Source organism: Kitasatospora sp. NPDC004272, from assembly GCF_053603035.1.
On sequence record NZ_JBSGET010000122.1, the window covers coordinates 1 to 26,062 of the forward strand.

Sequence of the window (26,062 nt, forward strand, 5' to 3'; positions counted from 1 at the left end):
GGGCCCCGGAGGAACGTTCCTCCGGGGCCCGCCGCTCGCCCGTTGCCGGGGTACCGGGGTGCCGGTCAGTCGTCGCCGCGCAGGATGGCGATCAGGCGCAGCATCTCCATGTAGATCCACACCAGCGACAGGGTCAGGCCGAAGGCCGCCCGCCAGGCTTCCTTCTCGGGGGCGCCCATCCGGATGCCCTCCTCGATCTCGGCGTAGTCGAGGGTGAGGAAGAAGGCGCCGAGCGCGATGCCGACCAGGCCGACCAGGATGCCGAGCGGGCCGGAGCGCAGGCCGAAGTCGGCGCCGAACATCATCGCCACCATGTTGACCATCATCAGCAGGACGAAGCCGATGGCGATCGAGATGCCGATCCGGGTGTACCGGGGGGTGACCCGGATCCGGCCGCTCTTGTAGGCGAACAGCGTGGCCGCGAAGACCGCGGAGGTGCCCAGCACGGCCTGGATCGCGATGCCCGGCCAGAGCGTCTCGAAGGCCTTGCTGATCGCGCCGAGGAAGAAGCCCTCCAGCGCCGCGTAGGCCAGGATCAGGCCGGGGTTGACGCTGCGCTTGAAGCTGATCACGAAGCCGATGACCATCGCGACCAGGGCCGCGCCGATCGCCGGGGCGAAGTTGTCCATCGGCACGGTGAACCACGCCACCGCGCCGAAGGCGACCAGGGTCAGCAGCGTCATGGCCGTCCGGGCGACCACGTCGTCCATGGTCATCCGGCCGGTCTGGACCGGGCCGGCGGACGGCGCGTTGTACATGCCCGCGAGCTGCTCGTCCGTCAACGGCGGCTGGTCGGCGTAGGGCTGGCCCGCGTACGGGCTTCCGGCGTGGGGGCCGCCCGCGTACGGGGAGCCGTACGCGGGCTGCCCCGGCTGGCCGGCCGTCTGCGTGCCGAACCCCGCGTACTGCTGGTCGCGGGTGAAGGACCCCTCCCGCGAGAAGACCGGGTTCCTGCTTCTCATCACATTCCTTCCGGGGCGGCGCGGCACCACCCACACAGAGCACAAGAGTAATGGTTTGGCAAAGTATTCCGCGTCGGTCGTGAGGATGATCCCGTGTCGCCTGCGCGGGTGGCCACCGACCGGGCAGGGTGGGGGTCGCAATTGACGCATACCCAGAAAGGCGGCCCCGATGGCCGAGGAACTGTACGCCACCCTGAAGACCAACAAGGGCGACATCGTGGTCCGGCTGCTGCCGAACCACGCCCCCAAGACGGTCAAGAACTTCGTGGAGCTGGCGACGGGTGAGCGCCAGTGGATCGACCCGAACACCGGGCAGCCCAGCAACGCCCCGCTGTACGACGGCACGGTGTTCCACCGGGTCATCGAGGGCTTCATGATCCAGGGCGGCGACCCGCTGGGCAACGGCACCGGCGGCCCGGGCTACAAGTTCGCCGACGAGTTCCACCCGGACCTCGCCTTCACCAAGCCGTACCTGCTGGCGATGGCCAACGCGGGCCCGGGCACCAACGGCTCGCAGTTCTTCATCACGGTCGGCCCCACCACCTGGCTGACCGGCAAGCACACCATCTTCGGCGAGGTCACCGACGCCGCCAGCCAGAAGGTCGTGGACGCCATCGTGGGCGTCGAGACCGGCCGCAACGACCGCCCGGTGCAGGACGTGGTGATCGAGAAGGTCGTCATCGAGTCCCGCTGACGCCCCGGCCCTGAACGCCCGGACGCCGCCCGCCCCTTGGAGGGGTGGGCGGCGTCCGGGCGCCGGCGGCCGGGTCAGTCGGTCTTGATGCTGGTCAGGATGTCCAGCCGGGAGGCCCGGCGGGCCGGCCAGAGCGCGGCGACCATGCCGACCAGGGCGGCGAGGCCGAGGAAGAGCAGCACGCTGCCGTACGGGATCACGGTGGTCAGTCCCTTCAGTTCGGAGGCCAGGACGCGGGTCGCGGCCCAGGCCAGGAAGCAGCCGAGCAGGACGCCGACCAGGGCGCCGAAGACCGAGATCACCACCGACTCCAGGCGGATCATCCGCTTGATGCCGCGCCGCTCCAGGCCGATCGCCCGCAGCATGCCGATCTCGCGCTTGCGCTCGAACACCGACATGGCGAGCGTGTTGACCACGCCGAGGACGGCGACGACCACCGCCATGCCGAGCAGGCCGTACATCAGGTTGAGCATGGTCGAGATGATCCGGCTGAACTCGTCCACCATGTCCTGCAGGGTGCGGACCTCCATCACCGGGTTGCGGCCGGTGGCGTCCGTGAGGGACTGCTTCAGCGCGGCGGTCGGGCCGTCGGTGCCCTTCACCAGGATCTGCTGGACCAGCGGCTGCGGGTCGTGGCTCTCGATCAGCCGGTTGGGGGCCACGATCGGGGAGACGCCGTCGTTGCGCTCGAAGACGCCGCCGACGGTGAGCGTCACGGCCTCGCCCCGGGCCGCGGTGGCCTGCAGGGTGGAGCCGACCGAGAGCCGGTGCTCGGTGGCGAACTCGTCGTTGACCAGGACCTGGTCCTGTCCGAGGGCCGCGGTGGAGCCGGACTTCATCGTCAGGTTGACCAACTGGTCGAAGGCGGCGGCGTCGTAGCCCTCGATGGCGCGGTTGCTGCCGACGCCCTGGATGTCCCACCAGACGTTGTCGACCTGGCTGACCGCCTTCACCCCGTCCGCCTCGGCGACCAGCCCGGTCAGCTTGGGGGACAGCTCGCGACCGTTGGCCATGCCGACCACGTAGTCGGCCTTCATCGTGTCGCCGACCATCGAGGTGACGGCGCTGGTGACCGAGTTGCCGATCACGGTCAGCGCGGTGACCAGGGTCAGGCCGATGGTGAGCGCGGCCGCGGTGCTGGCGGTGCGGCGCGGGTTGCGCACCGCGTTCAGCCGGGCCAGCTTGCCGGGGGTCCCGAACACCTTGGCCAGCACCGGGCCGACCAGCGCGATCACCGGGCGGGACAGCAGCGGCAGCAGCACGAACACGCCGATCAGGGTGAGCGGGGCGCCGAACTCCAGCTTGTGCTGGGCGTCCGAGCCGGAGCCGTTCGCGCCGGCCAGGATCAGGCCCAGGCCGGAACCGGCCAGCAGCACGCCGATCGAGTTGCGGATCAGCAGGCCGCGCTGGGTGCCGGGCTGTTCGCCGCTGCTCATCGCCGCCACCGGGGGGATCCGGGAGGCCCGGACGGCGGGCAGCAGCGCCGACAGCACGGTGACCACCACGCCGGTCACCAGGGTGCCGACGACCGTCACCGGGGCGATCACCAGCGAGCCGGTGGGCAGGCCCTCGTTGAAGGCGTGCAGCAGGGACTGCAGGCCCGCGCCGATGCCGATGCCCGCGAGCAGGCCGCCGACCGAGGCGACCAGGCCGATGGCGAGCGCCTCCACCAGCACCGACTTGGTGACCTGGCCGCGGCTGGCGCCGACCGCCCGCAGCAGCGCCAGTTCCTTGAGGCGCTGGGCGATCAGCATGGTGAAGGTGTTGACGATGATGAAGATGCCGACGAACAGCGAGATCCCGGCGAACACCAGCAGCATGGTCTTCATGCCGCTCACCGAGTCGGCGACCATCTCGGTCTGCTCGTCCTTGAGCTGCTGGCCGGTCTTCAGCTCGACGCCCTCGGCGGGGGCCTTCGCCCGGGCCTGGTCGAGCAGCTGGGCCTCGGTGGTGCCCGCCTTGGCGGTCAGCGCCACCGAGCTGTACCGGCCCGGCTCCAGCAGTTCGCGCTGGGCGGTGGCGGTGTCCATCAGCACCAGGGTGCCGCCGGAGGTGACCTGCGGGTCGTCGGTGGTGAACACGCCGGTGAGCACGGCGTCCCGGGCGGCGCCGTTGCCGGCCACCCGGACGGTGTCGCCGACGTGGTAGCCGGCCTTGTCGGCGGCCTGCCGGTTCAGCGCGACCTCGCCGGCGGTGCGCGGGCCGCGGCCGTCCGCCATCGGGTAGCGGCTGTCCGCGCCGGAGGCGTCGGGGGCGAAGTTGGCGCCGCGGGCGCTCCACGCCTCGCCGATCAGGCTGCCCTTCTTGTCGGCGACGCCGGTGAAGCCGGAGACCACGCCGCGGGCCCGCTCGGCGCCGGGCAGCGCGGCCAGTTGCTCGACGGTGTCCTGGGTCAGCGCGCCCTTCTCGGGGCGCGGGGCGTCGTGGTCGACCGGGCCCTCGTCCGTGCCCTCGGCGGAGACCAGCACCGAGACGTCCGAGAAGCTGGTGGAGTAGCTGTCGCGCATGGCGCGGCCCATGGTGTCGGAGAACACCAGGGTGCCGGCCACGAAGGCGGTGCCGAGCAGCACGGCCAGTACCGTCATCAGGAGGCGGCCCTTGTGGGCCAGCACGTTGCGCAGTGCGGTGCGATACATGGTGGGGGTCCCGGGGGGAGGTCGGTGCGGGCGGGGTCGACGGGTGCGGCGGGACGTCAGCTGGTGCGGCCCTTGGCGTCGAAGCGGCGCATCCGGTCCAGGACGGTGTCGGCGGTGGGGCGGTGCAGCTCGTCGACGATCCGGCCGTCGGCGAGGAAGACCACCCGGTCCGCGTAGGAGGCGGCGACCGGGTCGTGCGTCACCATCACCACGGTCTGGCCGAGTTCGCGCACCGAGTTGCGCAGGAAGGAGAGGATCTCCGCGCCGGAGCGGGAGTCCAGGTTGCCGGTGGGCTCGTCGGCGAAGATGATTTCCGGCTTGCTCGCCAGCGCCCGGGCGCACGCGACGCGCTGCTGCTGGCCGCCGGAGAGCTGGGCGGGGCGGTGCGAGAGCCGGCCGGACAGGCCGACGGTCTCCACCACCCGGTCCAGCCAGGCCCGGTCGACCTTGCTGCCGGCGATGTCCATCGGCAGCGTGATGTTCTCCAGCGCGGTCAGCGTGGGCAGCAGGTTGAACGCCTGGAAGATGAAGCCGATCTTGTCGCGGCGCAGCCGGGTCAGCTGCTTGTCCTTCAGCCCGACCAGCTCGGTGTCGCCGATGGTGGCCGACCCGGAGGAGACCGTGTCCAGCCCGGCCATGCAGTGCATCAGCGTCGACTTGCCGGACCCGGACGGGCCCATGATCGCGGTGAACTCGCCCCGCCCGAAGGAGACCGAGACGTCCTCCAGCGCCACCACCCGGGTCTCGCCCTCGCCGTAGACCTTGTGCAGGCCGGTGGCGCGGGCCGCCGCCAGACCGGTGTGGGCTGCGTACGCGGTCGAGGTGCTCACGGTGGGACTCCTTGTCCGGGAGGGCGGGTTCGTCACGGCGCGGCCGCCGCGAGGTCCCCTCCGGGGGCTCCTCCGACCGCCATCCCATCCTCGCCGCCGCCCTCCGCCACCCACGTCGCTCCGCCGAAGGGTTGCCCCACCACCGCCAGGCGTACGGCCCTTCCCGCCGTCTCCTCCTGCGGTATGACCCCTCCCCCGAGGCCCCGGATGGCCGATAACCGCCGAAGCGTGGCCGAAACGCCAGACGCTTCGTCAGATGTCATGGAAGCATGACAACTTCCGTCCCGGGAAATATGCGAAACGGTCGTCCGGCCGACTAGGCTCAGGGCAGAGATCGCCGCGCTCCCAGGCCCAGATGGTGGAACGCAGACACGGGCAGCTTAAAACTGCTTGGCCGCGAGGCCGTGCCGGTTCGAGTCCGGCTCTGGGCACTCTTCTGCCCTTTTTTCGTAACGCTTTGTGATCGAAAGAGTACGGAAACGCTACTCTTCGTCACGGCTTGCCCATCCATCGCCACGCACGGCAACAACGCCCCCTCGAATTGAACAACTCGTTCACAACGAGTGCTTGACGCTCTGGCATTCAAGGATCATCCTGGGGCCATGGCCGACACCCCTCCCCCGCCGCCCGCGGGCACCGACCCGTTCGCCCCGCCCGATCCCGCCGCCGCGCGCGGCGCGCGGGTGTACGCCTCGCTGTTCCGGATCGCCGAGCGGCACGCCGCCACCGACGGGCAACGGCGGCGGCAGACCAACCCGGCGATGCTCGCCCCGCACGAGGCGGTGCGGCTGGTGGCGTTCCTGCTGAGCGGGGCGGCCCTGGCCGAGGACGGGGAACCGGAGGTCGACCGGGACGACGTCACGGCCGCGCTGACCCTGCTGCCGCTGGTCCGGGCCGAACTCGACGAGCTGGAGGCCGGGTTGCTCACCATGGCCCGCGGCCGCGGGATGACCTGGCAGGACATCGCCTTCGGGCTGGGGCTGGGAACGCCGCAGGCGGCCCGCCAGCGGCACGAGCGGCTCACCGACCGGACGGCACCCGCCGACCCCTCCTGACGGACCCCGGAACGCCCGAAGGCCCCCACCCGGTGGAGGGTGGGGGCCTTCGTCAACTGCCTGCTGTACTCCGCCCGGTGGCGGGGCCGGCTGAGCACCACGGAGGTCGTGGTCCGGCGGCGCTGCCGGGCGGAGGGCCTCCGACTCGTACCCGACCTGGTGTCGGGTCTGGTCGCTTGCTCGTCGCGGCTTACTTGCTCGCGGCGAGCTCCTTCTTCGGCTCGGCCGCGGCGGCGGGCTTCGGCGCGGGGGCGGTCGCCTCCTGGAAGGCGTCGAACGGCTTCTCCATCTCGGAGAGGCCGACCGTCTCGCGCTTGAGGAACATCGCCAGGGTCCAGTCGGTGAAGACCCGGATCTTGCGGTTCATGGTCGGGACCATCGCGCCGTGGTAGCCGCGGTGGAACCACCAGGCAAGGCGGCCCTTCAGCTTGACCTTGCCGAAGAGGATCGCCACGCCCTTGTGCAGGCCGAGGCCGGCCACCGCGCCGAGGTTCTTGTGCTTGTACTCGGCCTGCGGGAAGCCGCGCATGCCCGCGATGACGTTGTCGCCGAGGACGGCGGCCTGCCGGACGGCGTGCTGCGCGTTCGGCGGGCACCAGGCGCCCTCACCGGCGGCCAGGTCGGGGACCTGGGCGTTGTCGCCGGCCGCCCACACGTAGTCGAAGCCCTGCACCTGGAGGGTCGCCGCGGTGTCCACGTGGCCGCGCGGGCCGAGCGGGAGGCCGAAGCGGTTGACCACCGGGTTGGGCTTGACGCCCGCGGTCCACACGATGGTGGAGGCGTCGAACTCCATGCCGTTCTTCAGCACCACGTGCTGGTCGACGCAGGAGTCCATCGAGGTCTCGATGTAGACCTCGATGTTGCGCTCCTCCAGGCGGCCCTTGGTCCACAGACCGAGGTCCGGGCCCATCTCGGGGAGGATGCGGTTGGCCGCTTCCACCACCACGAAGCGCATGTCGTCACGGCTGACGGTCTTGTAGATCTTGGCGGCGTCGCGCGCCATGTCCTCGATCTCGGCGACGGTCTCGATGCCGGCGAAGCCACCGCCGATGACCACGAAGGTCAGGGCCTTGCGCCGGACGTCCTCGTCCGTGGTGGACTCGGCCTTGTCGAGCTGCGCCATGACGTGGTTGCGGAGGCTGATCGCCTCCTCGACCGTCTTCATGCCGATGCCGTGCTCCGCCAGACCCGGGATCGGGAAGGTGCGGGACACCGAGCCGGTCGCGACGACCAGGTACTCGAAAGGCAGTTCGTAGGAGTCGCCCGCCGCGGGCTGGATGGTGGCGACCTTGCGGGCGTGGTCCACCTCGGTCACGTGACCGGTGAGCACCTCCGCCTTCTTGAGGGCGCTGCGCAGCGGCGCGACGAGGTTGCGAGGCGCGACGTTGCCGCCGGCCGCCTCGGGAAGGAAGGGCAGGTACGTCATGTACGACCGCGGGTCGACGACCGTGACGGTCGCTTCGCCGTAACGCATCTTCTTGAGGATGCGCATCGCGGCATACAGGCCGACGTAACCACCGCCGACAATGAGGATGCGAGGACGCTCCGTGGTGCTCATATCCGAAAGTATCCACCCCCGCCTGACGGGCCATTCGTGAGGCCCGTCACAAGCCCCTGGACACCGGGTGCTACACTGCGCGCCCGCACTTCCGGGCCGGAGGGCCCCCCTCACCCCCGCCGGGCCGCCGCGGTGAGCGGCCGGGGCCGCGGTGCCGCGCTGAGCAGCAACGATCCCGGCGCCACCCGGGTTCCCGAGAGCGGTTTCGATTTCTCCGGGATGAACGGCAGGTTGCCTGCGATCCCATGAGCGACTCCCGGCAGGGCCTTCGGTCCCACATTTCGGGCGGAGCAGGCGTCCGGAGTGGGTCGAAAGGCTGGATTGCCATGTGAAGAAATTCACGAAGGTTCTCGCCGCGACACGCCGGGAGGCCCCCGGAAGGGGTCGCGGAGCCCTCCCGCGCCCCCTCCGGGGGCCTCCCGCGACCCGTTCGGCCGAGCGGCCGCCGATCCCTTGCCGAGCCCCGGGCCGAACCCGGAACCGGGCCCGGGCCGGGCCGGGGTCAGACGATCGACCAGGCGATCCCGTCCAGGATGTCGTGCTCGGAGACCAGCAGTTCGGCGGCCCCGGTGCGCTCCATGATCTCCAGCAGCACCAGCGCGCCGGCCCCGATCACGTCCACCCGGCCGGGGTGCATGACCGGGACGGCGGCCCGCTCGGCGTGCGAGGAGTGCAGCAGCCACTGGGTGGTCTCCCGCACCTGCTCGATGCCGACCACCGCGTGGTGGATCCGCTCCGAGTCGTAGCCGGGCAGTTCCAGGGCGATCCCGGCGACGGTGGTGACCGTCCCGGCCAGGCCGATCAGGGTGGCGCCGGAGTCCAGCGGAACGACCCCGGCGACGGTGTCCAGCGCGGCCCGGACGTCGGCCCGGACGGCCGCGATCTGCGCCTCGGTGGGCTGCCCGCCCGCGAAGTGACGCTCCGTCATCCGGACGCAGCCGATGTCCGCCGAGTACGCGGCCCGCACCTCCCGCTCGCCGAGCACGAACTCGGTGGAGCCGCCGCCCAGGTCGAACACCAGGTACGGCGGCCGGCGCGGGCCGCCGAGCAGTTCGCGGGTGGCGCCGGTGAAGGACAGCCGGGCCTCCTCGTCGCCGCTGACCACGCTCGGCGTGACGCCCAGGATCTCCTCGACCCCGGCGGTGAACTCGGCGGCGTTCTCGGCGTCCCGGGAGGCGGAGGTGGCGACCATCCGGATCCGGTCCGGGGCGACCCCGTGCTCGGCGATCACCTCCGCGTACTCGCGGCAGGCCGCGAAGGTGCGGGCCAGCGCCTCGGGGTGCAGCCGGCCGGTGCGGTCGACGTCCTGGCCGAGCCGGACGATCAGCATCCGCCGGTCCAGGTCGGCCATGGAAGGTTTGCCCAGCTCGCCCGTCTCCGGGTCGAGTTCGGCGATCAGCAGGCGGATCGAGTTGGTGCCGCAGTCGATCGCGGCGACCCGGGTGGCGCTCACTGCCCGTCCTCCTCCTGCTCGGTGTCGGCGGCGGCCTTGCGGGCGGCGCGCTCGGCGCTCAGCGCCTCCTTGGCGGCGATCACCGCGTCGTGGTCCTTGGCCTTGGCCCGGTTGCGGGCGACCCGCGCTCCGGCCGCCTCGACCTCGGCGTCGCTGACGCACGGGCCCTTGGCCCACCACTGCTCCAGCATCCCGATCGCCTCGTCGCCGAGCGGGTTGACGCCCTCCCCGGCGGCCAGCGAGTGCCCGACCAGCACGTGCAGGCACTTGACCCGGTCCGGCATGCCGCCGGCGCTGGGGAAGCCCTCCAGCACCTCGATGGCGTCCCGGCGGGCGATGTAGTCCTCGTGCGCCGCCCGGTAGGCGGCGGCCAGCTCCGGGTCCTCGGCGAGCCGGGCGGTCTGCTCCTTCATCACGCCGTCCGCCTCCAGGGTGCCGATCAGCGAGGCGGCCCGGGGGCAGGTCAGGTAGTAGAGCGTCGGGAACGGCGTGCCGTCGGGCAGCCGGGGCGCGGTCTCCACCACGTCCGGGTTGCCGCAGGGGCAGCGGTGGGCGACACCGCGCAGCCCGCGCGGCACCCGGCCGAGCTGGGCGGCGATGGCGGCGACGTCGCGCTCGGCGACCTCGGGGGCGTCGGACGCGGGAGGGTTCTGGTTGCTCATCAGGAGGAGTCTGTTCGTCAGGGGGCGGGGGGCTTCGGGTGGGTGCGGGGGCTTCGGGAGGGCTCGGGGCGTCAGGGCACCGGCTGCGGCGCGGGCGGCGCGGCGTCGGCGGCGTCCACCGAGTCCCAGAGTCCGGCGTACCAGGGCTTGACGGCCTTCGGCCGGGCGGCGGCGTCGGCCGAGGGGGCCTTGGCGCCGGGCGGGGGCGGCGGGGAGACCGAGACGAACGGGGTCTCGCCGGGCAGCGCGTAGTGCAGCCGCTCGCGGGCCTGGGCCTTGACGTACTCCGGGTCCTGCCAGCGGGCCTTCTCCCGGCTCAGTTCGTCGACCTGCCGGCGGGCGTGCTCGGCCTTGGCCCGCTGGTCGGCGATCTCGCCGCGCTGGGCGACGTACTGCCGGGCCGGGTAGGCGAGTATCGCCACCAGCGAGCAGAGCACGAGCACCAGCACGGTGGCCCGGCTGGTGAAGCGCGGTCGCGCCGCCAACCCGGGAATCCTCCACTTGGCCATCTGCTCGCCCCTCCTGCGCATGCCGGTGCCCCGGCCCCACCCTACGCGGTGGGAGCCGGGGCACCGGTCACAACAGGCTCAGTGCGTTCGGCCCTTGCTGTGCTTACTTGTCCGCGGGGCGGAACCGCGGGAAGGAGGAGCGGCCCGCGTACTCGGCGGCGTCGTCGAGGATCTCCTCGATGCGCAGCAGCTGGTTGTACTTGGCGACGCGCTCGGAGCGGGCCGGGGCGCCGGTCTTGATCTGGCCGCAGTTGGTGGCGACGGCGAGGTCGGCGATGGTGACGTCCTCGGTCTCGCCGGAGCGGTGCGACATCATGCAGCGGTAGCCGTTGCGCTGGGCCAGCTCGACGGCGTCCAGGGTCTCGGTGAGCGAGCCGATCTGGTTGACCTTGACCAGCAGGGCGTTGGCGGTGCCGGTCTCGATGCCCTTGCGCAGGCGCTCCGGGTTGGTGACGAACAGGTCGTCGCCGACCAGCTGGACCTTGTCGCCGATCGCGTCGGTGATGGCCTTCCAGCCGTCCCAGTCCGACTCGTCCAGCGGGTCCTCGATGGAGACCAGCGGGTAGTCGGCGACCAGCTCGGCGTAGTACGCGATCAGGTCGGCGGAGGAGAGCGCCTTGCCCTCGAACTGGTAGGCGCCGTCCTTGAAGAACTCGGAGGCGGCGACGTCCAGGGCGAGCGCGACGTCCTTGCCCGGGGTGTAGCCGGCCTTCTTGATCGCCTCGGTGATGAGGTCGAGGGCCTCGCGGTTGGAGTCCAGGTTCGGGGCGAAGCCGCCCTCGTCGCCCAGGCCGGTGGAGAGCCCGCGCTCCTTCAGCACGCCCTTGAGGGTGTGGTAGACCTCGACGCCCCAGCGGACGGCCTCGGAGAAGGACTCCGCGCCGATCGGGGCGATCATGAACTCCTGGATGTCGACGTTGGAGTCCGCGTGCGAGCCGCCGTTGAGGATGTTCATCATCGGGACGGGCAGCACGTGGGCGTTCGGGCCGCCCAGGTAGCGGAACAGCGGCAGGTCGCTGGCCTCGGAGGCGGCGTGCGCCACGGCGAGGGAGACGCCCAGGATGGCGTTGGCGCCGAGCGAGGACTTGTCCGGGGTGGCGTCCAGGTCGAGCATGGCCTGGTCGATGAGGCGCTGCTCGGTGGCGTCGTAGCCGACCAGCTCGGGGCCGATCTGCTCGATCACGGCGAGGACGGCCTTCTCGACGCCCTTGCCGAAGTAGCGGCTCTTGTCGCCGTCACGGAGCTCCAGGGCCTCGAAGGCACCGGTGGAGGCACCCGACGGGACGGCCGCGCGACCGGTGCTGCCGTCGTCGAGACCGACCTCGACCTCGACCGTGGGGTTGCCGCGGGAGTCGAGGATCTCACGGGCTACGACGACATCAATGGACGGCACGAGTGCATCTCCTAGCGGAAGCGGATGTGTGGTCGTTACGACCAGAGCCTAGCCGCACAGCGCCGTGCGGCCACGCCCGGCCGGGCCCCGTCTCACGGTGTGGCCCGGCTACTCACCGGTAGTTCACCTGTTTGACGGCCGCTCCGCCGCCCCCGGCGGCGCGAACTGCTCGGCGCGCGCCGGGAGCGGACGGGCGGCCAGGGGACGCGGCCCTCGTCAGGGCGGCGGCGGGGCCTCGTCAGGCCGCCGGACCGGCGCGTCCCACATGCCGGGACCGGGGTCGGACCGGAACCGGACCGGGGTCAGAGGGAGAGCACCTGACCGGGCAGGATCAGGTCGGGGTCGGCACCGATCAGCTCGTGGTTGGCCTGGTAGATCCGCTCCCAGCCGCCGGACACGTGCTGCGCGGCGGCGATGCCGGAGAGCGTGTCGCCGCCCTGGACGGTGTAACCGCCGGCGGGCGCGTCCTGCGGGGCGGCGCCGTTCTGCGGGGCCGCCGGCGGCTCGGCGGGGGCGGCGGGCTCGGCGGGGGCAGCGGGCTTCGCGGGCTTCTTCGACGGCGAGCTCTTCGGCTGCTGGGGCGCGGTCGGGCGCTCCTGGGAGCGCGAGGCGGTGTCCGCGGAGGTGTCGGCGGGCGCGCCGCCCTTGGCGAGGCCGGCCCGCTTGGAGCAGACCGGCCAGGCGCCGGGGCCCTGGGCGGCGAGCACCCGCTCGGCCACCGCGATCTGCTGGGCGCGGCTGGCCTGGTCGGCGCGGGCCGCGTACTGGCCGCCGCCGAAGGCGCGCCAGGTGGAGGAGGTGAACTGCAGGCCGCCGTAGAAACCGTTGCCGGTGTTGATGTTCCAGTCGCCGCCGCTCTCGCACTGGGCCACGCGGTCCCAGGTGTCGACGGGGGCGGCTGCCGCTCCGGTGGCGGCGAGCAGTGGCAGGGCCAGGCCGACCGAGGCCACGCCGGCGGCGGCGATGACCTTCTCGGCCTTGGTACTACGGCGGTGACGAGCAGCGTTGGAGAACAGCACGGGACTTCCTCTCCGCACGCCTGCGAGGTGAGCTGTCGGGTTCGGACCGGGAGGCTGGCCCGGCCGCCGGACGCTCCGGACGCGGTTGCGCCCGCTGCTCGGCGGCTTCACCCCAAGCCGTTGGGACTACGGCGTTCACACTGGTTCCCCCGCTCCTGTCCGGTACCTGGTAGGTGGCCCGAGGACGCGGCGGACAGGACTCGGCGTGCCGCGATCGGGGCCCGCAGCTGCGGGCATGTCGGAGAGTAGGCAAAGCTGACGAGCAATCACAAGCTCATATCACCATGATCACGCCGAAATCACGGATCTTCGTTCCACGTACACGAACGATCCCGGTATGTCCGGATTGATTCCGAGCAGGCGTGCGACGCGCGCCCCCGCCCCGGCGTGTCGTCGGCCCTGCGCGGCGGCGTGTCGCGGGTGCTGAAACGGCGTCAGCGGGGTGTGAAGGAGACCGGGAGGTCGCGCAGACCGCGCATGATCAGCCCGCCCCGCCAGCGCAGCTCGGCCGGATCGGCCGCCAACCGAACGTCCGGAAGCCTGGTCAGTAGGCTGCCGATCGCGCGCTGTCCCTCAAGCCGGGCCAGCGGGGCGCCGATGCAGTAGTGGATGCCGTGACCGAAACCCAGGTGCGGGTTGTCCGAGCGGGCCAGGTCGAGGGTGTTCTCGGCGGAGAACCGGGCCGGGTCGCGGTCCGCCGCGGCCAGCACCACCAGCACCGGGTCGCCGACCGGGACGTCCACCCCGCCGATGGTCAGCGGTGCGGTGGCGAACCGCCAGGTGGCCAGCTCCACCGGGCCGTCGTAGCGCAGCAGTTCCTCGACGCCGGTCTCCAGCAAGCCGGACTCGCCGCGCCCCAGCGACTCCTGGAGCAGGGTGCGCTGGTCCGGGTTGCGCAGCAGCGCGTACATGCCATTGCCGATGAGGTTGATGGTGGTCTCGAACCCGGCGAAGAGCAAGATGAAGGCCATCGCCGCGGCCTCGTTCTCGGTGAGGTGCTCGCCGTGGTCACCGGCCCGGATCAGGCCGGAGATCAGGTCGTCGCCCAGGTCGGCGCGCTTGCGGTGGATCAGGTCGGCCAGGTAGCCGCGGATCTGCTTGACGGCCCGGCCCACCCCTCCCCTCTTACCGCCCGTGTGACGGATCATCATCCCGGCCCAGTCGCGCAGGTCGTCCTGGTCCTCGGCCGGGACGCCGAGCAGGTCGCAGATCGCGTAGATGGGGAGCGGGAAGGCGAACTCGTGGATCAGGTCGGCCTCGCCGCGGCCGGCGAAGGAGTCGATCAGCCGGTCGGTGATCTCCCGCACCCGCGGTTCGAACTCGGCCACCCGGCGCGGGGTGAACGCCTTGGAGACCAGCCGGCGCAGCCGGGTGTGGTCCGGCGGGTCGATGTTCAGCAGGTGGGTCATCAGGTCGGCCTGCCGCTCGCCGGGGATGCCGACCCGGCCGCTGCGGTGGGCCTGCTCGCTGTGGTGCGCCGGGTTCTTGGACAGCCGGGCGTCCGCGAGCGCCTGCCGGGCGTCCGCGTAGCGGGTGACCAGCCAGGCGTCGACCCCGCTCGGCAGGGTGGTGCGGTGCACCGGCGCGTGCTCCCGCAACCAGGCGTACGCCGGGTAGGGGTCGGCGGCGAACTCCCAGGTGAACAGTGGCGGCTGGGGTGCGTGGGGCTGGTCTGGCATGTCTTGACCGTATCGGGAAGCGCCGGTGCGTGAGTCTGGTCACCTGGTGGGTAATCCCTGTTGCGGAGCGTCGGGGCGAGCCTACGATCCTCCGATAACCACCGTGGGCGGCGTGCGGGTCGGCCACGGGTGCGCGCTCTGAAAGGGGAGCAGGCCATGCGAGTAGCCGGTGCAGTGGTGGTCATCGCGGTGCTCGACGGGGGTTCGGGGGCCGACCTGGCCCGCCGGTTCTCCGCCGCCGGCGCCGCGGGCCTGCTCATCGCCGACCTGCGCCCCGGCATCGCCGAGGACCTGGCCGCCGAGCTCGACCGCCCCGGCTGCCCGGTGGTCGGCGTCTCCGGCGACATCCACCACCCGGCGGACATCGCCGCGCTGGTCGACACCGCCGTCAAGCACCTCGGCCCGATCGACCTGTTCGCGGTCGCCGGCCCGGACGGCGAGCGGATCGTCCAGCTCGCCGACCTGCCCGGCCACCTCGACCCGCTGGCCGAGGTCCTCGCCCTGGTCGGCGAGGCCATCGGCGAGGTCGTCCCGACCCAGCGCCGCCCGGTCGCCGACGTCCCGCTGGCCGGCTAGGACCCGGGCCCGGGCGGTCACTCCCGAACGGGGCGGAGGCCGCCGCCCCGCCGCTACTGCGCCGCCAGCCCCTCCGCCGCCCGGACCGCCGCGCGGTAGCGGCGGGCCGCCGCGCGCAGCGCCGCGTCCACGTCCACGCCCCGGTCGTGCGCCTGCTGGGCGACGGCCAGCAGCAGCTCGCCCGCGGTCTCGGCGGTCAGTTCGGCGGGCAGCTCGTACGGCGCGTCCGGCACGCCGGTGAAGTGCGCCCGGCGCACCCGGGAGACCAGTTTGGCCGCGTACGCCAGCGCGGGCAGGCCGGCGGGCACGCCGTCGAGCACCGACTCGCGCTGCTTCTCCGCCGCCTTCAGCTGCTCCCAGTTGGCCTCGGTCTCGGCGGAGCCGGTCACGCTGACGTCGCCGAACACGTGCGGGTGGCGGTACATCAGCTTCTCGACGATGTCGCCCGCGACGTCGTCGATCGAGAACGGGTCGCCGGCGTCCTCCTCGGCGATCCGCGCGTGGAAGAACACCTGGAGCAGCACGTCGCCGAGCTCCTCGCGCAGGGTCTCCCGGTCGCCCTCCTCGATCGCCTCGACCAGCTCGAAGGCCTCCTCGACCAGGTACTTCACCAGGCTCTCGTGGGTCTGCTCGGCGTCCCACGGGCAGCCGCCGGGCGAGCGCAGCCGGTCCATCACGGTGACCAGGTCGAGCAGCCGGGCCCCCGGCAGGTCGTACGAGCCCGGCAGCAGCTCGATCTCCGGGTGCTCGCCGGCCTCCTCCACCGCGATCCGGGCCAGCGCGTCGGTCAGCCCCGGGTCGCCGTCCGGGCTCTCCAGCCAGACCGCGGGCGCCCGGGCCAGCAGCAGCCGGGCCAGCGCGGGGGCGGACGGCCGCTCCACCAGCTCCGGCTCGACGCCCGCCGCGCGCAGGGCGGCCAGCTGCGGGTGGTCCGCGACGCCGACCAGCACCTGGGGCGCGGACCGGAGCGCCTCCCAGGCGGGCCAGCTGAGCAGGCCGGGGGCGACGCGGTGGGTGGTGGTCAGCAGGATCAGCTTCGGGGTGTCCACGGCACCGAACCTATCGCGGGTCGCGGGACGGCCGGGGCCTCCGGTGCGGTTCCGGGCCGGCCCCGGCCCGGTTCAGCGGCGGCGGCGGGACTTGGTCGCCAGCACCATCAGGCCGGCCAGCACGCAGCCGAGGGCGGCCAGGCCGACCAGCGGGAGGGCGCCGGCGCTCCCGGTCTCCGGGAGGCGGCCGTTCGTGCCGGGGCCGGGCACCGGCCGCGGGGCGCCGCTCGGGTGCGGCGAGGGGCTCGCGGACGGCGACGGGCCGGCACTGGTGGACGGCGAGGGCGACGGGACGGTGGCGGTGTTGGCGAGCCGGGTGTCGGCGGTCAGCGCGGGCGCGACGGTGTTGCTGGTCCGGGTCTGCGCGCGCCGGGTCCGGCTGCCCTTGAGGTCGAGGGTGGCGGTGTCGTCCAGCCTGGTGTGGTTGTTGCCGCCCTCGGTGTCGTTGCAGGGCGAGCCGTCGCTGTCGTCGCAGGTCGGCACCGAGTTGGCGGCCATCGTCAGGTTGCCGTGGGCCGGCAGGTTCACCGCCGGGTCCGGTCCGATCGGCCGCTGGGTGCCCGCCCCGCGCAGGGTCGCGGGCACCGCGGGGGCAGCGGCGAGCGGGACGAGCAGCCCGGCGACGGGCAGGACCGCGCACAGCGCGCGCAGCGTCCTCGGCAGGGGCGGACGGCGCTGGACCACGGGTGACCTCGCAACCGGTGCGGCGGGGTGGGCGGAGGAGCCCAGCCTCACCTGCGGGTGCGGGATCGTTCCGCGGACGCGTCCGACGCGCGGGGGGCGCTCACCCGTCCGGCCCCGGGGCGCCCCGGCGCGCGGTCAGGCGTCCTGGCCGGACTTCGGCAGCCAGTCCTCGGTGCTGCCGGTCAGGCCGATCCGGTCGGCGTCCCAGCTGCCGTAGCGGGGGTTGACCTCGATGTGCAGGGCGGTGCCCGCGGCGGCCAGGGCCTTGCGGATGGCGGCGTCGCCGTCGGCGCTGCCCGGGTCCTGGCCGCCGGCCAGCTTCACCAGGCCGATCTGCTGGCGGTAGAAGCCGTCGACGGCGTCGGCCGGGACGCCCTGCTTGGCGCGCAGCAGTTCGGCGAGCTTGGTTTCGCTGCCCACCGTCCGCGCGTCGGCGGTCCTGGCCTGGTCGATCTCGCCCTGGCTGACGGTGAGCCGGCGGTCGGCCAGGGCGCGCTCGACGACCTTGCCGAGGATCAGGTCGGAGACGGCGTGCCGGGCCAGGCCGGGCTGCTCGTCGGTGGCGGCGCCCGCCTGGTCGGCGCCGTCGCGGACGGCGGCGACCCGGGCCTGGACCTGGGCGATGCTGATCCGGTCGCTGCCGACCACGGCGGCCGCCCCCTGGTGGGCCGGCGCGGTGCCGCACGCGGAGAGGACGGCGGCGGCGACCGCGGCGCCGAGCACGGCGAGCGGTCGGCGGGCGGAGCTGGTGCGGATCACTGGGGCCTCCTGGGCGGTGGAGCGCGGTCCGGTGGTGCTCTGCGTACGTGGCTGGGAGGAACACTATTGACCGCCGCCGCCCAGTGCCAGACCCCCGCCACCCTCCGGCGCGGCGCTGCGTCCCGGTCCGGTTCCGGATCGGGGCGACCGGCCCGGCCGCCCGCCCGGACACCCCGGTGACCAGCGCCGGGCCGATCGACGCCCGGGGCCGGAGCCCCGGCTTCGTCACCTTCTGGTTCCCGGCCGGCCCGGGGTGCCGGGGGTGCCGGAACGCGGACGGGGGCGCCGGGGGCGCCTGCCTGCCGCCCTCCGGCGCCCCCGCCGGCGGGTGCGCGACCGGGCCCGCTACCGCTTGAGGTCCTCGAACATGGTGCTCAGGAACTCGGCGCACCAGGACAGCAGTTCCCGGCCGACCAGCGGCTTTCCGCCGATCCGGCCGCCGCTGCCGGGGCGCGGCACCAGGAGCTGCTGGGCGGTGGCCTTGACCTGGGTGCGCGGGTAGAGCCGGTTGAGCCGCAGTTCCTGCGACTCCCGCAGCTCGACCGGGCCGAACCGGACGAAGTTGCCCTGCAGGGTGATGTCGCCGATGCCGCAGCGCCGGGCGAACAGCCGCAGCCCGGCCACCAGCAGCAGGTTCTCCACCGCCTCGGGCAGCTTGCCGTAGCGGTCGGTGAGCTCCTCGCGGACCTGTGCGATGTCGGCCTCCGAGTTGACCGCCGCGATCGAGCGGTACGCCTGCAGCCGCAGCCGCTCCCCCGGCGCGTAGTCGTGCGGGACGTGCGCGTCCACCGGCAGCTCGATCTTCACCTCCAGCGGCTCCTCCTCGGGCTCCCCGCCACCGCCCTCCAGCGACTCGCGGAAGTCGGCGACCGCCTCGCCGACCATCCGCATGTAGAGGTCGAAGCCGACGCCCGCGATGTGCCCGGACTGCTCGCCGCCGAGCAGGTTGCCCGCGCCGCGGATCTCCAGGTCCTTCATCGCGACGTACATGCCCGCGCCCATCTCGGTGTGCTGGGCGATGGTGGCCAGGCGCTCGTGCGCGGTCTCGGTGAGCGGCTTCTCCGGCGGGTACAGCATGTACGCGTAGCCGCGCTCGCGGCCGCGGCCGACCCGGCCGCGCAGCTGGTGCAGCTGGGACAGGCCGAAGGTGTCGCCGCGCTCGACGATCAGGGTGTTGGCGTTGGAGATGTCGATGCCGGACTCCACGATGGTGGTGGACACCAGGACGTCGAACTCCTTCTCCCAGAAGTCGACGACGACCTTCTCCAGCTGGGTCTCCCCCATCTGCCCGTGCGCGGTCGCCACCCGGGCCTCCGGCACCAGGTCCTTCAGCCGGGCGGCCGCCTTGTCGATCGACTCGACCCGGTTGTGGATGTAGAACACCTGGCCCTCGCGCAGGAGTTCGCGCCGGATCGCGGCCGAGATCTGCTTCTCGTCGTACGGGCCGACGAAGGTCAGCACCGGGTGCCGCTCCTCCGGCGGGGTGGTGATGGTGGACATCTCGCGGATGCCGGTGACCGCCATCTCCAGGGTGCGCGGGATCGGGGTCGCGGACATGGTCAGCACGTCCACGTTGGCCCGCAGCTTCTTCAGCTGCTCCTTGTGCTCGACGCCGAAGCGCTGCTCCTCGTCGACGATCACCAGGCCGAGGTCCTTGAACCTGGTCTCCGAGGAGAACAGCCGGTGGGTGCCGATCACCACGTCCACCGAGCCCTCGAACAGGCCCTCCAGCACGGCCTTCGCCTCGGTGTCGGTCTGGAACCGGGACAGCGCCTTCACGTTGACCGGGAAGTTGGCGTACCGCTCGGCGAAGGTCGAGAAGTGCTGCTGCACCAGCAGCGTGGTCGGCACCAGCACCGCGACCTGCTTGCCGTCCTGGACGGCCTTGAAGGCGGCGCGCACCGCGATCTCGGTCTTGCCGTAGCCGACGTCGCCGCAGATCAGCCGGTCCATCGGGACGGACTTCTCCATGTCGGCCTTGACCTCGCCGATGGTGGTCAGCTGGTCGGGCGTCTCCGCGTACGGGAAGGCGTCCTCCAGTTCGCGCTGCCACGGGGTGTCCGGGCCGAAGGCGTGGCCGGGGGCCGCCATCCGGGCCGAGTACAGCTTGATCAGGTCGGCGGCGATCTCCTTGACCGCCTTCTTGGCCCGCTGCTTGGTCTTCGCCCAGTCCGCGCCGCCGAGCCGGTGCAGCGTCGGGGCCTCGCCGCCCACGTACTTGGTGACCTGGTCGAGCTGGTCGGTGGGCACGAACAGCCGGTCGCCGGGGTGGCCGCGCTTGGCGGGCGCGTACTCCAGCACCAGGTACTCGCGGGTGGCGCCCTGCACGGTGCGCTGCACCATCTCCACGTACCGGCCGACGCCGTGCTGCTCGTGCACCACGTAGTCGCCGGCCGCCAGCGCCAGCGGGTCGATCGCGTTGCGGCGGCGGGACGGCATCCGGCGCATGTCCTTGGTGGAGGACTTCTGGCCGGACAGGTCGGTCTCGGTGATGACGGTGAGCTTCAGCTCCTCGTCGACGAAGCCGTGCTCGATCGACCCGCAGGAGACGTACACCACGTCCCGGGTCGGGGCCTCGGCCAGGTCGGCGACCAGCCGGGCCGCGATGCCCTCGTTGCCGAGCACCTCGGCCAGCCGGGCCGCCGGGCCGTGGCCCTCGGTGACCATCACCACCCGCCAGTCGGCGGCGAGGCGCTCCCGGGCGTCGGCGATCGCCCGCGCGGTGTCGCCGCGGTACGCCTCGACGGCGTGCATGCCGAGGGTCAGGGTGTCCGCGTCGCGTTCGAGGATGCCGTGGACGGTGGAGTCGCTGGTGGCGAACGGACTGACCGACCACCACGGCAGGCCGATGCCCGCCGCGTGCTCGCGGACGTCCGCCAGCGACCACAGCGAGGCGGCCGAGACGTCGATCGCCTCCAGGTCGATCGGGCGGTCGGCGCCCGCCGCCGCGGCCACCCAGGACGCGGCCAGGAACTCCTGGCTGGTGGCGACCAGGTCGGCGGCCCGGGTGCGGACCCGCTCCGGGTCGCAGACCACGGCGATCGAACCGGCCGGGAGGACGTCCAGCAGCAGCTCCATGTCGTCCACCAGCACCGGGGCCAGCGACTCCATGCCCTCGACCGCGATGCCCTGCGCGATCTTGTCCAGGATCTCGCCCAGCTCCGGGTGGTCGGCGGCCAGTGCGGCCGCCTTCGCGCGCACCTCGTCGGTCAGCAGCAGCTCCCGGCAGGGCGGCGCCCACAGGCCGTGCTCGGCGATCTCCAGGGAGCGCTGGTCGGCCACCTTGAAGTAGCGGATCTCCTCGACGTCGTCGCCCCAGAACTCCACCCGCAGCGGGTGCTCCTCGGTCGGCGGGAAGACGTCCAGGATGCCGCCGCGCACCGCGAACTCGCCGCGCTTCTCGACCAGTTCGACCCGGGCGTAGGCCGCGGCCGCCAGCTTGCGGGCGATCTCGCCCAGGTCGTGCTGCTCGCCGCGGCGCAGCGCCACCGGCTCCAGCTCGGCCAGGCCCTTCACCTGCGGCTGCAGCACGCTGCGCACCGGCGCCACCACCACCTGCACCGGTCCGGCGGCCGGGTCGTCGGCGCGCGGGTGGACGATCCGGCGCAGCACGGCCAGCCGGCGGCCCACGGTGTCCGAGCGCGGCGAGAGCCGCTCGTGCGGCAGCGTCTCCCAGGCCGGGAACTCGGCGACCGCGTCGGCGGGCAGCAGCGAGCGCAGCGAGGCCGCGAGGTCCTCGGCCTCCCGGCCGGTGGCGGTCACGGCCAGCACCGGCCGACCCCGCTCGCCGCCGCGGGCGGCCAGCGAGCGGGCCAGCGCGGCGATCGCGAACGGCCGGGCGGCGGGTGGGCCGACCAGGTCGAGGTGCTGCCTGTGCCCCGTGGCCGCCGCCTCGATCGCCTCGGCGAGGGCGGCGTCCCGTACGACGACATCGAGCAGTCCGGACAGGCTCATACGTCAGTTTCTCCACGACGGGGAGTGGCCCGGCACAGGAGACGGCCGGGCAGCGCGACAGCCCGGAACGCGGTGCGCCCCGGGGGGTGTCCAGCCTACGCCGCGCCGCCCTCCGGCACGCGGTGCGGCGGCCCGGCCGGGCCTCGCGGGCCGACTCACCGGTATCCGACACGGCTTGTCCAGAGATCATGCGGCCGACACATTGCTGTCACTGCGCGTCCATGGTCGGCGCGCACCATTGGTGTCAGCGCGGGCCGCATCCAACCGTGGGGGATGGCTGCGGAAGCGCGATCGCACCTCGATGGGGGTCGGGAGTGCGAAGGCCGGGCGACCCTGGGTGGGGGCGCCCGTGCCACTCACGCCGGGATTCGCGGCGTCCGCTCCCGGGCGGGCGCCGCGGCTCTCGGCGTTCTGCGTGGGTCGACCGCCCTGCCCCGCCCCGTTCCGCTCCGGACGGATTTCCGGAATTCCGGCGGATTGTTCCGGGGAAATCAGGGGACCGCGGTCGCGCGCCGCCCGGCCCGCCCCTTTGGCACCAGTTCGGGCGAAGCGGCCCGCGCGGCGGCCGTCGCTCCGTACCCTCATGTGAAGAAGGTGTGGGGACACCGGTCTTTTCCAGGGGGTTTCTTCGTCATGCGCGTCGTCATCGCAGGTCAGGGCTATGTCGGACTCCCGCTCGCGGTCCGCGCCGCCGAGGTGGGCCACCGCGTCGTCGGGTACGACGTGGACGAGCGCCGGATCAAGCGGCTCGCGGTCGGCGAGTCGTACGTTGAGGACATTCCCGGGGAGCGGCTGCGCCCGCTGCTCGACGGCGGGGCGTACCTGCCCTCCGCCGACCCCGCCGACGTCGCGGGGTTCGACGTCGCGGTGATCACCGTCCCGACGCCGCTGCGGGAAGGGGTGCCGGACCTCTCGTACATCGAGGCGTCCGCGAAACTGCTGGGCCGGCACCTGAAGCCCGGCGCGACGGTGGTGCTGGAGTCCACCACCTACCCGGGCACCACCGAGGAACTGCTCGCCCCGCTGCTGGAGGCCGGCTCCGGGCTGCGGGCCGGCACCGACTTCCACCTCGGCTACAGCCCCGAGCGGATCGACCCCGGCAACCCGGTGTGGAAGCTGGAGAACACCCCGAAGGTCGTCTCCGGGACCACCCCCGAGGGCCTGGCCGCCGTCTCCGACTTCTACGGGCAGCTGGTCGAACGGACCGTCCCGGTCTCCTCCTGCAAGGAGGCCGAACTCACCAAGCTGCTGGAGAACACCTTCCGGCACGTGAACATCGCCCTGGTCAACGAGCTGGCGATGTTCGCCCACGACCTCGGCATCGACGTCTGGGAGGCCATCGACGCGGCCTCCACCAAACCTTTCGGCTTCCTGCGCTTCACCCCCGGCCCGGGCGTCGGCGGCCACTGCCTGCCGATCGACCCCTCGTACCTGTCCTGGCGGGTCGAACGCGCCCTCGGCCAGTCCTTCCGGTTCGTCGAGCTCGCCAACGACGTCAACAGCCACATGCCGGACTACGTGGTGCGCCGCCTCACCGAGGCGCTCAACCAGCGCCGCCGCAGCGTCAACGGCTCGCGCGTGCTGGTCCTCGGCCTGGCCTACAAGGCCAACACCGGCGACGCCCGGGAGACCCCGGCGGCCCGGATCGTCGACCTGCTCACCCGCCAGGGCGCGGAGGTCCGCGCCGCCGACCCGCACGTGGTGGCCGGCGTCCACGTCGCCGAACCCCGCATCCCCGGCCAGCGCACCCCCGCCCACGAGGGCGGCCCGCTCGCCGCCGTCCACCGCGTCGAGGCCACCCCCGAGGAACTGGCCGCCGCCGACGCCGTCGTCCTGCTCGCCGACCACGACGAGTTCGACTACGACGCCATCACCGCCCACGCCCGCTACGTCCTCGACTGCCGCCGCCGCCTGACGGGGGCGGCGGTCGAGATCCTGTAGGGCCCACGAGAGCACCACCAGGGGCTCGGGGGACGGCGAGGCCCGGTCTGCTCACGGTTCACTGCCGTGGCGCGCATCTGCTTCCGGTTCGGTCACGGACACGCAGCAGCACGGACCTCCGACGGGCTCCGGCCACCGGCAGCATCGACTCGCCGTTCCCCGAGCCCCTGAGGGGGCTCTCTGACGGGGCTCTCTGACGGGGCTCTCTGGCGGGGTTCTCAGCCCCGGCGCTGGATGCGGTTGCGGTCCGGGCGGGTGTCGTGGTCGATGCCGTCGTCGACGATGACGATCTTGGGGACGATGCGGTCCTCGACCGTGGCGTCCGGCTTCGGCTCGGGCTTGGCGTCCGGCTTCGGCTCGGGCTTGGTCTCCGGCTTCGGGGGCAGCGGGGCCTTGCTCAGGTCGGCGGGGGCGGCTGCGGGCGCGGGCGGGGCGGAGGGCTTGCGGGGGTCGTCCTGCTCGGGCTTGACCGGGCCGAGGACGGTGGTGGGCTGGTCGGTGGCGGGGGGCTTGGTGAGGTCGGCCTTCTTGGCGGCGACGGCCTCGGCCGCGTCCTCCGGGTCCTCGATGGCGCCGACGGCGGCGCCGGTGAGGGAGGCGAGGGTGCCCTTGATGTGGTCGAGGTGGGTCTGGACCTTGTCGAGGCGCTTGGTGAAGTCGGCCTGTTCGCGCTCGCTGGCGGCCCTGATCCGGTCGGCCTTCTCCTTCGCGGCGGCGAGCGCCGCGTCCGCCTTGGCCTGGGCGTCGCCGTCGAGGCGGCGGGCCTCGTCGAGCATCGCCTCGCGGTGCTGCTCGGCCTCCTTGACCCGGGCGTCGGCCGCGGCGGTGACCTTGGCCACGGCGGCGTCGGCGGCGGCCTCGGCGGCGGCGAAGTCCTCGTCGGCCTTGCGGCGGCGCTCGGCGAGGGCGCTCTCGGACTGCTCGGAGGCGTTGGCCGCGGCGACCCGGACCCGGGCGGCGTGGCCGGTCGCGGCGTGGACGAGGGCGCGGCACTCGGCGTCGGCCTCGGCGCGGATGCGCTCGGCCTCGGCGCGGCTGCGCTCGTCGGTGCGGCGGACGAACTGGTCGGTCTCCTCGCGCAGCTTGGCGGCGAAGTCCTTCGCCGCCTTGGCGGCGGCCTCGCCGGCCTCGTGGGCGGCGTCGCGGGCGTCCTCGCCGGAGCGCTTGGCCTTGGCGTGGACGGCGTCGGCCTCGTTGAGGGCGATGCCGAGCAGGGCGGCGGCCTGGTCGCTGAGTTCGGCGAAGTCGGGGTCGGGGGCGTCCTCGGCGGCCCGCTTGATGTCGGCGAGGCGCTTCTCCATCTCGCGCAGGCCGCCGCCGAGGACGCTGAGCCGTTCCCAGGCTTCGTCGCGTTCGCGGCTGAGCGCGGTGACGGCCGCGTCGACCTGCTCGGGCGCGTAGCCGCGCCGGGACGGGGTGAAGCCGTACTGGGACACGGCGTCGCTCATTTCGGCTGTTCTCCTCGTGCTCGCGGGCTGCGCGGCCCCGCCGGGTTTGCCTGGTGCAGGTGGGGCGGACGAACCGTCCCATTGACCTATTTTGCGCAGATACGAACGCAAACCAAACAGGGGGCTGCCGCACGGCCGGAGGAACCGGCCGCGCGGCGCGGGGTCGCTACCGGGTCACAGCAGACCGTCCCAGAGCTGTTCGACCAGGACCGCCCACCAGCTCTCGGGGGTGTGCACGGCGGCCGGGTCGACGGCCATCAGCTGGGCCTGGAGGTCGGTGGTCCAGCGCCCGGCCTGCTCGGGGTTGAGGCCGTAGCGCAGCCGCCACATCCGGGCCAGCACGGCCAGGCAGCCGATGAACTCGGGGACGCCGGAGTTGACGAAGCGCGGCGGCTCGGCCGGGTTCTCGATGTCGACGGCGACCACCGCGGCGGTGCCGTACTGGACGCACAGCTGGCGGCCGTAGTCGTTGCCGAGGACCAGGTAGCCACCGAAGTCCGGGCCGGGCGGCAGGCCGCGTTCGGCGGCGAGCTCGGCCAGCGTCGGGATCGGGCGGCCCTCCTGGGCCTGGGCCCAGAAGAACGGCGCGAAATCGCGCGGCAGGCCGACCCACATCAGCATCTGGGCGACCGGCTCCGGCACGCCCTGGCGGGCCACCGCGCGCTGCTCGAACCGGAACATCGAGGGGCCGAACATGCCGCCGAGCTCCGCCGCGAGCTGCTGCGGCGGCGCGGGCGGCTGCTGCGGGACGGTGCCGGGCGCGGGCAGCGGCACCCGGACGGTGCGCGGGCGCGGCGGCGCGGACACCAGCTGGTGCATCTGCTCGACGTGCTCGCTGAGCACGTTCATGCCGGCCTGCCGGGCGGCGGCGTCCCGGCCGTACGGGGCGGTGTGGCTGATCCGGGCGTTCGGCCAGGAGGACCGGACCATCCGGGCGCAGTAGCCGCCGGGCAGGTCGCACAGCTCCAGGTCGGTGTGCACCTCCAGCACCTGGTCGGCCGGCACGCCGAGGCGGCGCAGCTCCTGGAGGGCCTTCCACTCGGGGTGCGGGGTGCCGAACTCGGAGGTCATCACCAGGCTCAGCTCGGAGCCGTCGGGGCCCCGGTAGTTGACCACCGCGGTGGTGCCGGGGCCGACCGTGGGCGGGCGCCGCCCCCACGGGGGACGGCGACCGAGGCACCGGGGATGTACCGGTGAGCCC

Annotated in this window: 19 protein-coding genes, 1 tRNA gene, 1 pseudogene and 1 riboswitch; of the genes and pseudogenes, 5 read left to right on the forward strand and 16 right to left on the reverse strand. The window is 73.1% G+C overall.

Annotated elements, in window-relative coordinates:
- Positions 1-65: 65 nt before the first annotated feature.
- Positions 66-962, reverse strand: coding sequence for a Bax inhibitor-1/YccA family protein (locus tag ACWEO5_RS29420; RefSeq protein ID WP_452165234.1), 897 nt, complete (start codon positions 960-962; stop codon positions 66-68).
- Positions 963-1,131: 169 nt separating this feature from the next.
- Here ACWEO5_RS29420 and ACWEO5_RS29425 point away from each other — a divergent pair, with 169 nt between their 5' ends.
- Positions 1,132-1,656 carry a peptidylprolyl isomerase gene (locus ACWEO5_RS29425; RefSeq protein WP_452165235.1) on the forward strand — a complete coding sequence of 175 codons (525 nt, stop codon included), beginning with the start codon at positions 1,132-1,134 and terminating at the stop codon, positions 1,654-1,656.
- Positions 1,657-1,730: 74 nt separating this feature from the next.
- On the opposite strand, the gene ACWEO5_RS29430 is transcribed toward ACWEO5_RS29425, so the two are convergent.
- Positions 1,731-4,292, reverse strand: a complete 2,562-nt coding sequence (locus tag ACWEO5_RS29430; protein WP_452165236.1) for an ABC transporter permease — start codon at positions 4,290-4,292, stop codon at positions 1,731-1,733.
- 56 nt (positions 4,293-4,348) lie between these two features.
- Entirely contained in the window at positions 4,349-5,122 is a 774-nt protein-coding gene (locus ACWEO5_RS29435) for an ABC transporter ATP-binding protein (protein ID WP_452165237.1), read from the reverse strand.
- Positions 5,123-5,471: 349 nt separating this feature from the next.
- Here ACWEO5_RS29435 and ACWEO5_RS29440 point away from each other — a divergent pair.
- Both ACWEO5_RS29440 and ACWEO5_RS29445 read left to right on the forward strand, forming a co-directional pair.
- Positions 5,472-5,553 (forward strand) — tRNA-Leu (locus tag ACWEO5_RS29440).
- Between the two features lie 171 nt (positions 5,554-5,724).
- Positions 5,725-6,177 (forward strand): DNA-binding protein, encoded by a 453-nt coding sequence (locus tag ACWEO5_RS29445; protein WP_344553902.1) that lies wholly within the window; start codon positions 5,725-5,727, stop codon positions 6,175-6,177.
- 190 nt (positions 6,178-6,367) lie between these two features.
- Here ACWEO5_RS29445 and ACWEO5_RS29450 read toward each other — a convergent pair whose 3' ends face one another.
- The 7 genes and pseudogenes from ACWEO5_RS29450 to ACWEO5_RS29480 all read right to left on the reverse strand — a co-directional run bounded on the left by ACWEO5_RS29450 (position 6,368) and on the right by ACWEO5_RS29480 (position 14,450).
- Complete coding sequence (locus ACWEO5_RS29450) at positions 6,368-7,735, reverse strand: NAD(P)/FAD-dependent oxidoreductase (RefSeq protein ID WP_344553904.1); 1,368 nt, start codon at positions 7,733-7,735, stop codon at positions 6,368-6,370.
- 502 nt (positions 7,736-8,237) lie between these two features.
- A complete protein-coding gene (locus ACWEO5_RS29455) occupies positions 8,238-9,188 on the reverse strand; it encodes a Ppx/GppA phosphatase family protein (RefSeq protein ID WP_452165238.1) in 951 nt (316 codons plus the stop codon).
- 131 nt (positions 9,189-9,319) lie between these two features.
- A pseudogene (locus ACWEO5_RS29460) lies at positions 9,320-9,850 on the reverse strand (DUF501 domain-containing protein); the annotation flags it as partial.
- A gap of 71 nt (positions 9,851-9,921) precedes the next feature.
- Positions 9,922-10,335 carry an FtsB family cell division protein gene (locus tag ACWEO5_RS29465; protein ID WP_452165239.1) on the reverse strand — a complete coding sequence of 138 codons (414 nt, stop codon included), beginning with the start codon at positions 10,333-10,335 and terminating at the stop codon, positions 9,922-9,924.
- Between the two features lie 127 nt (positions 10,336-10,462).
- Positions 10,463-11,752, reverse strand: a complete 1,290-nt coding sequence (gene eno / locus ACWEO5_RS29470) for a phosphopyruvate hydratase (RefSeq protein ID WP_344553908.1) — start codon at positions 11,750-11,752, stop codon at positions 10,463-10,465.
- 302 nt (positions 11,753-12,054) lie between these two features.
- Positions 12,055-12,771: a transglycosylase family protein gene (locus ACWEO5_RS29475; protein ID WP_452165240.1), complete on the reverse strand. Its 717-nt coding sequence runs from the start codon at positions 12,769-12,771 to the stop codon at positions 12,055-12,057.
- A gap of 3 nt (positions 12,772-12,774) precedes the next feature.
- Positions 12,775-12,953: riboswitch (cyclic di-AMP (ydaO/yuaA leader) on the reverse strand.
- Positions 12,954-13,205: 252 nt separating this feature from the next.
- Positions 13,206-14,450, reverse strand: a complete 1,245-nt coding sequence (locus ACWEO5_RS29480; RefSeq protein ID WP_452165241.1) for a cytochrome P450 family protein — start codon at positions 14,448-14,450, stop codon at positions 13,206-13,208.
- A 156-nt stretch (positions 14,451-14,606) separates the two neighbouring features.
- Here ACWEO5_RS29480 and ACWEO5_RS29485 point away from each other — a divergent pair, with 156 nt between their 5' ends.
- Positions 14,607-15,026: an SDR family NAD(P)-dependent oxidoreductase gene (locus ACWEO5_RS29485; protein ID WP_344553911.1), complete on the forward strand. Its 420-nt coding sequence runs from the start codon at positions 14,607-14,609 to the stop codon at positions 15,024-15,026.
- A 53-nt stretch (positions 15,027-15,079) separates the two neighbouring features.
- Here ACWEO5_RS29485 and ACWEO5_RS29490 read toward each other — a convergent pair whose 3' ends face one another.
- From ACWEO5_RS29490 to mfd, 4 genes are all read right to left on the reverse strand, one after another.
- Positions 15,080-16,075 carry a MazG family protein gene (locus tag ACWEO5_RS29490; RefSeq protein ID WP_452165242.1) on the reverse strand — a complete coding sequence of 332 codons (996 nt, stop codon included), beginning with the start codon at positions 16,073-16,075 and terminating at the stop codon, positions 15,080-15,082.
- A 72-nt stretch (positions 16,076-16,147) separates the two neighbouring features.
- Positions 16,148-16,759 carry a hypothetical protein gene (locus ACWEO5_RS29495; RefSeq protein WP_452165243.1) on the reverse strand — a complete coding sequence of 204 codons (612 nt, stop codon included), beginning with the start codon at positions 16,757-16,759 and terminating at the stop codon, positions 16,148-16,150.
- Between the two features lie 135 nt (positions 16,760-16,894).
- Positions 16,895-17,518: a SurA N-terminal domain-containing protein gene (locus ACWEO5_RS29500; protein ID WP_452165244.1), complete on the reverse strand. Its 624-nt coding sequence runs from the start codon at positions 17,516-17,518 to the stop codon at positions 16,895-16,897.
- Between the two features lie 345 nt (positions 17,519-17,863).
- Positions 17,864-21,472, reverse strand: coding sequence for a transcription-repair coupling factor (gene mfd, locus ACWEO5_RS29505; RefSeq protein WP_452165245.1), 3,609 nt, complete (start codon positions 21,470-21,472; stop codon positions 17,864-17,866).
- 633 nt (positions 21,473-22,105) lie between these two features.
- Between mfd and ACWEO5_RS29510 the strand changes: the two genes are divergently transcribed.
- Positions 22,106-23,413: a nucleotide sugar dehydrogenase gene (locus ACWEO5_RS29510; RefSeq protein WP_452165246.1), complete on the forward strand. Its 1,308-nt coding sequence runs from the start codon at positions 22,106-22,108 to the stop codon at positions 23,411-23,413.
- 218 nt (positions 23,414-23,631) lie between these two features.
- On the opposite strand, the gene ACWEO5_RS29515 is transcribed toward ACWEO5_RS29510, so the two are convergent.
- Positions 23,632-24,861, reverse strand: a complete 1,230-nt coding sequence (locus ACWEO5_RS29515; RefSeq protein WP_452165247.1) for a hypothetical protein — start codon at positions 24,859-24,861, stop codon at positions 23,632-23,634.
- A gap of 174 nt (positions 24,862-25,035) precedes the next feature.
- A partial coding sequence (locus ACWEO5_RS29520; protein ID WP_452165248.1) for an SUKH-4 family immunity protein occupies positions 25,036-26,062 on the reverse strand: 1,027 nt, incomplete at its 5' end.

Bases quoted from the DNA above. Each gene is read 5' to 3' on its own strand.
- ACWEO5_RS29420 (WP_452165234.1), bottom strand. From the start codon at position 962: ATGAGAAGCAGGAACCCGGTCTTCTCGCGGGAGGGGTCCTTCACCCGC.
- ACWEO5_RS29510 (WP_452165246.1), top strand. From the start codon at position 22,106: ATGCGCGTCGTCATCGCAGGTCAGGGCTATGTCGGACTCCCGCTCGCG.
- ACWEO5_RS29485 (WP_344553911.1), top strand. From the start codon at position 14,607: ATGCGAGTAGCCGGTGCAGTGGTGGTCATCGCGGTGCTCGACGGGGGT.
- ACWEO5_RS29480 (WP_452165241.1), bottom strand. From the start codon at position 14,450: ATGCCAGACCAGCCCCACGCACCCCAGCCGCCACTGTTCACCTGGGAG.
- ACWEO5_RS29445 (WP_344553902.1), top strand. From the start codon at position 5,725: ATGGCCGACACCCCTCCCCCGCCGCCCGCGGGCACCGACCCGTTCGCC.
- ACWEO5_RS29515 (WP_452165247.1), bottom strand. From the start codon at position 24,861: ATGAGCGACGCCGTGTCCCAGTACGGCTTCACCCCGTCCCGGCGCGGC.
- ACWEO5_RS29430 (WP_452165236.1), bottom strand. From the start codon at position 4,292: ATGTATCGCACCGCACTGCGCAACGTGCTGGCCCACAAGGGCCGCCTC.
- ACWEO5_RS29450 (WP_344553904.1), bottom strand. From the start codon at position 7,735: ATGAGCACCACGGAGCGTCCTCGCATCCTCATTGTCGGCGGTGGTTAC.
- mfd (WP_452165245.1), bottom strand. From the start codon at position 21,472: ATGAGCCTGTCCGGACTGCTCGATGTCGTCGTACGGGACGCCGCCCTC.
- ACWEO5_RS29425 (WP_452165235.1), top strand. From the start codon at position 1,132: ATGGCCGAGGAACTGTACGCCACCCTGAAGACCAACAAGGGCGACATC.